This is a genomic window from Sphingopyxis sp. (assembly GCF_035565275.1).
In the GTDB taxonomy this organism is placed as follows: Bacteria; Pseudomonadota; Alphaproteobacteria; order Sphingomonadales; family Sphingomonadaceae; genus Sphingopyxis.
Genome location: NZ_DATMST010000338.1, coordinates 1 through 6,009, shown reverse-complemented (window position 1 = coordinate 6,009; position 6,009 = coordinate 1). Strand labels below are relative to the sequence as shown.

The 6,009-nt window shown below is 64.4% G+C and carries 3 protein-coding genes; all 3 read right to left on the bottom strand.

What is annotated here, in order from left to right:
* Positions 1-195: 195 nt before the first annotated feature.
* Positions 196-2,865 carry a TonB-dependent receptor gene (locus VN047_RS21955; RefSeq protein WP_325546487.1) on the bottom strand — a complete coding sequence of 890 codons (2,670 nt, stop codon included), beginning with the start codon at positions 2,863-2,865 and terminating at the stop codon, positions 196-198.
* Positions 2,866-3,089: 224 nt separating this feature from the next.
* The gene (gene ligD / locus VN047_RS21950; protein ID WP_325546485.1) at positions 3,090-5,594 is read right to left on the bottom strand and encodes a DNA ligase D; all 2,505 of its coding nucleotides are present in this window, start codon (positions 5,592-5,594) and stop codon (positions 3,090-3,092) included.
* Positions 5,595-5,658: 64 nt separating this feature from the next.
* Positions 5,659-6,009 (bottom strand): hypothetical protein (locus tag VN047_RS21945; protein WP_325546483.1); only part of this gene is annotated, 351 nt, incomplete at its 5' end.

Genomic DNA, 6,009 nt, shown 5'->3' with positions numbered 1-6,009 from the left:
GTCGGACATGATGTCTGGCTAATATTGACAAATAAATTTGTCAATTGGGATGCGGGTGATGCGATCGGGCGGGATGGATCATTGCGGCGAAGGCTGGATCAGAATCTGGCCGGGGCGCGGCGGTTGCGACGCCGGTGCATGAGGGTCCGAACCGGCATCGGACGCAGGGTGCGCCGATGCCGGTTGCGGGGGGGATCAGAATTTCAGCCGCGCGCCGACGTAGAATTGGCGGCCGTTGTCGTAGATCGCGCGCGGGCGGTCGCGGGTGCCCGAATATTGCTCGATCTTCTCGTTGGTCAGGTTCACCGCGTCGGCGGTGAGCGCGATATTGTCGGTGATATTGACGCTGACCGAGGCGTCGAGCGACGAGAGCGCGGCCTGATTGAGCGGCGCCGCCCGGTCGATGTCGATGAAGAATTTCGACCGGTAGTTATACGACAGCCGCGCGCTGACGAGGTCGTTCTCGTAATATCCCGTCAGGTTGAGCGAGTGCTTCGAGTTGCCCGGGATCGGGTCGCCGTTGCTCGCCTTGGCGTCCGAATAGGTGTAGTTGACGACCGCGCCGAAGCCGCCCCAGATCGGGCGCGACACCTGAAATTCGAAGCCCTGGTTGCGGCCGCCGTCGCCGTTGCTGCGGCGGTTGATCTGGTATGGGCAGTCGAACAGGTCCGGATTGCTGCCTGCTGCCGGGACGCAGCCTGCAGGCTCGGACCCCGGCACGAACACGCCCGGCAGGATTTCGGTCGTGGTCGTGTTGACGATGTACGACTGGATGTCTTTGTAGAACAGCGCCAGCGCGACGATCGTCTCGCGGTCGGGATAGAATTCGACCGACAAATCATACTGGTTAGCGCGATAGGGGGCGAGGTTCGGATCGCCGCCGCTGCCTGTCAGCAATGTGCCGTTGAGATTGACGCCCGGGTTGATGGCGGTGAAATCGGGGCGCGCCACCGTCTTGCCCGCGGCGAAGCGCAGCACGACTTTCTCCGACAGGTCGACCGACAGGTTGGCGCTGGGCAGGATATCGGTATAGGATCGCTTCGCCGTCACCGGGGTGAAGCCGCCGAACGGATTGGTGAATTCGGGGTCGGCGCCGCCGATGATGAAGCCGTCGGTTCTCTGGTCGGTGCGGACGACCCGGACACCGACATTGCCGCGCCAGCCATCGCCGCCGAACTTCGCAAGCCCGTAGCCGCCATAGGTTTTTTCGTTGATCGAATAGCTGTCGCCGGGGACGAGGAACTGGTCGGTTCCGGGCGCCGTCTGGGCGCCGTAAATGGCGCGCAGCTTCGCCGGGTCGACACGCCAATAATCGGTCAGCGTGCCGGGGGCGGCGATATTGTCGAGGAAGTCGCCGGGCATGCCGCCGCCGGTCGCGAAATCGGCTGCGGTGCAGGCGACGCCGCCGCAGCGCAGGCCGGGGGTGAAGACGCCGCCATTGGTCGCGAAGCGCTCGGCGACGCGATCGTGATCGGTATATTTGACCCCGAATTTGAGCGCGGTGAGCGGGCCCCATCCGACCTGCTTTTCAACGTCGAGGTAGAAATATTTCTCCTCGTCTTCGTTGGTGACCGACTGGATGCGCCCGAAATCGGGCCGGATTCCCGCGGGGTTCAGCGGATCGGGGCTGGCGAAGCTGACCTCGGGCCGTCCGCTGGTAAGGTCGTAGCTGAACGCCCCCGGACCCGCGAACTCCATGAAATTCTCGTTGCTGGTGTCGCCGTTGGCCTTGGTCCAGCCGGCCTTGAAATGGACAGAGAGGCTGTCGGTCGGGCGGTACGTCAGGTCGAAGTCCGCCGAGATCGTCTTGGCGACCGCCTGCCGGTCGATCGCGTCATAAACGACACCGAAGCCCGTCGTGCCGCCCGTTGCCGAAGCGATATCGCCCGAAACCGCGACCCCGTCGCGAACGACGGCATTGCTGATCGTGCCGCCGCCGGCCAGCGCCTGTTCGCCCCACGCGATATAATTCTGGTTGAAATTGTCGGCGTTGAAACGCGAATAGAGGCCGGTGATGTTGACCTCGAGCTCGTCCGACGGACGGAACTGGATGCCGATATTGGCGCCATAGCGTTCGCGTTCCTGCTCGAACATCGTCGAGCCGATCAGCGTCGGGACGAGTGCACTTTCCCCGCCGCCGACCGGGAAAGAGCGATAGCCGAAAATCTCGAGCCCGTCGCGGCGCGTGCGGCGTTTCTGGTAGATCGCCCCGACGAGGACACCGAAGGTCTCGCCGGCATTTTTCCAGCTGACGAGTCCCGAAAGCTGCGGGTCGAACTTGCCCGACAGGTCCGAATAGACGCCCTGTACCGAGGCCGAGAGGGTGAGCGGTTCCAGATCGAGCGGATTGCGCGTGATGACGTTGATCGTGCCGCCGACCCCGCCTTCCTCGACATCGGCCTGCGGGCTCTTGTACACCTCGAGGCGTCCGATGATCTCGGCGGGCAGGGTGAGGTAGTTGAAGCTGCGCGTCGACGCGACCTGATCGAGGATGAACCAGTCGGCGGTCGCGACGCTGTGCCCGTTGAGCAGCGTCTTGGTCAGGTTCGGGGCGGTGCCGCGCAGCGACACGCGTTCGCCTTCGCCGAACTCGCGGTTGACGACGATGCCGGGGACGCGCTGAAGCGCCTCGGCGACATTCTTGTCGGGGAATTTGCCGACATCCTCGGCGGTGACGACGTCGGCGATCACCGCGAGGTCGCGCTTGGCGTCGATCGCTTCGCGAAGCGATCCGCGGATGCCGGTGACGACGATCTCGCTGTCGTTCGCGCCGTCCGTGACGGGAGCCTGGGCATGGGCTGCGCTTGCGGCGAAAAGCAGTGTACCAACGCTGGCGGACGCGAGCAGATATCTTGCATTGGTCATGTCTAGTCTCCCTCTTTTGGATATTGGATCGGATATCTTTCCGATTTCCGGGGAAACTTATACATACCAATCTATACGTCAAGCCCATTCCGGACCTGTTTATTACCCGATAGTGCGCACGGAAGGATATTTTGGTATTTTATTGGTATTATTCTGACGCCTATCGGAATGCTGATCAGCCATGCAGCGACTCGCGAATCGGGGGCGCGCCGGGGCCGCGGTCGTCAGAAATCGGGGAGCGTCTGGCTCGCGAACCCCCATCCCTTGAGCTCGGGGCTCGCGGCGCGTTCGAGCAGTGCATCGACGTCGCCGATCGTCCACTGTCCTGCCTTCGTGGCGTCGGCGAGAGCGTCCCAGCCGATCGGTGCCGCAACGGGCGCATTTTCGCGCGCACGCGCCGAATAGGGCATGATCGCGGTACTGCCGCGCTGGTTGCGCAGCCAGTCGATGAAGATCTTGCCCTTGCGCTTCGCCTTGCTCATCGTCGCGACATAGCGGCCGGGTTCGGCAAGGCTCAGCGCCTCGGCGAAGCGTTTCGAGAAATCCTTGTGCGCGTCCCAGCCATGCCCCGGGGCGAGCGGGACGACGACGTGCACGCCCTTGCCGCCCGACAGCATCGCGAAGCTGACCAGCCCGATATCGGCGAGCTGGCGGCGGATGTCGGCCGCCGCCTTTTTGACGTCGCCGAAATCGAGCCCCTCGTCAGGGTCGAGGTCGAACACCATGCGGTCGGGCCGTTCGAGCGCATCGACATGGCTGTCCCAGCCATGGAATTCGATCGTTCCCATCTGGACGCAGGCGAGGATGCCGTCAGCGTCGTCGACATAGAGATAATCCTCGTGCCCCCCGTCCTTCTCGCGGATCGGAACATGGTGGACATGGTCGCCGAAGCTGCCCGAATCATGTTTCTGGAAAAAGCATTTCCTCGCGCGCCCCTGCGGGCAGCGAACGAGGCTGATCGGGCGGCGCGCCATGTGCGGCAGCATGAGCGGGGCGAGGGCGGCATAATAATCGGCAAGGTCGCCCTTGGTCGCCTTCGCTTCGGGAAAGATCACGCGGTCGCGGCTGCTGATCCTGACGTTGCTTGCCGCCCGGGGGGCGGGTTGTTTCACTTCCGGGGTCACGTCCTTCGCCTCCTTGTCCGCTCGCAGGCCGAGAAAGCTCGCGTGGCGCACCGATCCGCCCGCGGTAAATTCGGCGAAGGCGATTTCGGCGACCAGTTCGGGTTTCAGCCAATGGACCTTGCGCGCGGCGACCTTGTCGACGTCGAGCGGAGCGGTCTTGCGCCCGAGCTTTTCGAATGAACCGGCGAGTTCGGCCATGTTGTCGCCGTTGAAGCCGGTGCCGACATTGCCCTTGTAGACAAGCGTGTCGCCCTCGCGCTGCGCGAGGAGCAGCGACGAGAAGGGGCGCGCCCTGGCCGACGACGGTTTCCAGCCGACGATGATGAACTCCTGCCGCCGGGTGCATTTGACCTTCACCCAGCTTTTGGTGCGACGGCCGACATAGGCCGCGTCGGCGCGTTTCGAGATGATGCCTTCCTGCCCCGCGTCGCACATCGCGGAATAGAGTTTTTCGCCCGCACCGATGACATGATCGGCGACCGCGAGCGGCGCTTTCGCGTCGCGCAGCAGCGCCTCGAGGCGTTCCTTGCGTTCGAGATTGCCGAGCTTGAGAAGCGATTTGCCGCGCTCTTCGAGAAGGTCGAAGGCGAAGAAGAGAAGCCGGGTGCCTTCGTCCTGCGCGCCATGGCCGCGCTTGAGCACGGCCTGCAGCGACGAGAAGTCGGGGTTGCCGTCGCTGCCATAGGCGACGATCTCGCCGTCGATCAGGCAGGGCGGCAGGTCGAGCGCGGCGACATGGCGGACGAGCGGCACGAACTTGTCGGTCCAGTCGAGGCCGTTCCGGGTGTAGACGCGCACCTCGCTGCCCGCGGCGGCGATCTGGGCGCGGTAGCCGTCATATTTGATTTCGTGGAACCAGCCATTGCCCGATGGCACCGCATCGACGAGCGTTGCGAGCTGAAGCGGACGGAATTCGGGCGGTTTTCCTTTCGTCGCGGGCTTCGCGACTTTCCTGTTGTGCGCGGCGGCTGCCTGCATCTTCTTCGTGAACGCCGCACCCTTGGCGCCCTTGAGCGATTGTTCGCCGCCTTCGTCGCCCGCGATGTCGGCCATCGTGCGCCCGGTGAGGACGCTCGTCAGCTGGCGCCCGACGAGGTCGTCGGTGCCGCCCGCATAGGCGTCGTCGACCTTGCGCAGCAGCCAGTTCTCGCGCTTCTCCCCCGGCCGCGGCTTCATGCGGACGAGCAGCCATTCGCCCTTCATCCGTGTCCCGTCGAGCGTGAAGTGGAGATGGCCCTTTTCGATATCCTTCGCGCTCTTTCCCGCGATCGGAGCCCAGCTACCCGTGTCCCACAGCATCACCGTGCCGCCGCCATATTCGCCCTTGGGGATCACGCCTTCGAAGTCGGCGTAGGACATCGGATGGTCTTCGGTGCGCACCGCGAGTCGCTTGTCGGCGGGGTCGGCGCTGGGCCCCTTGGTCACCGCCCAGCTTTTGAGCACGCCATCGACTTCGAGGCGGAAGTCGTAATGGAGCCGCGTCGCGTCGTGCTTCTGGACGATGAAGCGGTTGCCGCTTCCCTTTGCGACCTTGCCCGCGGGCTCGCGGGTCAGTTTGAAGTCGCGCTTGGCGTTATATTGCGCGAGGGGGTCGGACCGGGCCATCGGCGTTCCTTTCGCTGTCCCAATCCAAATGTTCGGGGCGGCGGCAGGTTCCCGGCAAGACCCGTCAGTAGAGGTTGTCCTTGTAATCCTTGTCGAGGCCGCGCTGCATCAGCCCGGGAACCGAGACGAAGGCGCCCGCGATGCGCGCGCCGATCCCCTTGTCCTTGTTGAGCTTTACATGGTCGGCGAACATTTTCGCGGGCCTGATGTCGGCGGGCGCCGCCGCCGACGGCCAGAGGCGCGCGCGTTCGAGCGCGGCGCTGGTGAGCAATTCGACCTCGATGTCGTCGACGCGCGTCGCGATCAGCGGCACCTTGTCCTGCACCGCGAAATGCGCGCGCGCGGTGTCGTCGTCGGTCGGCATCGCCGTGCCGCGGACGATGGCGACGCGGGGCGAGCCGGGAACCAAGATCGG

Bases quoted from the DNA above. Each gene is read 5' to 3' on its own strand.
- VN047_RS21955 (WP_325546487.1), bottom strand. From the start codon at position 2,865: ATGACCAATGCAAGATATCTGCTCGCGTCCGCCAGCGTTGGTACACTG.
- ligD (WP_325546485.1), bottom strand. From the start codon at position 5,594: ATGGCCCGGTCCGACCCCCTCGCGCAATATAACGCCAAGCGCGACTTC.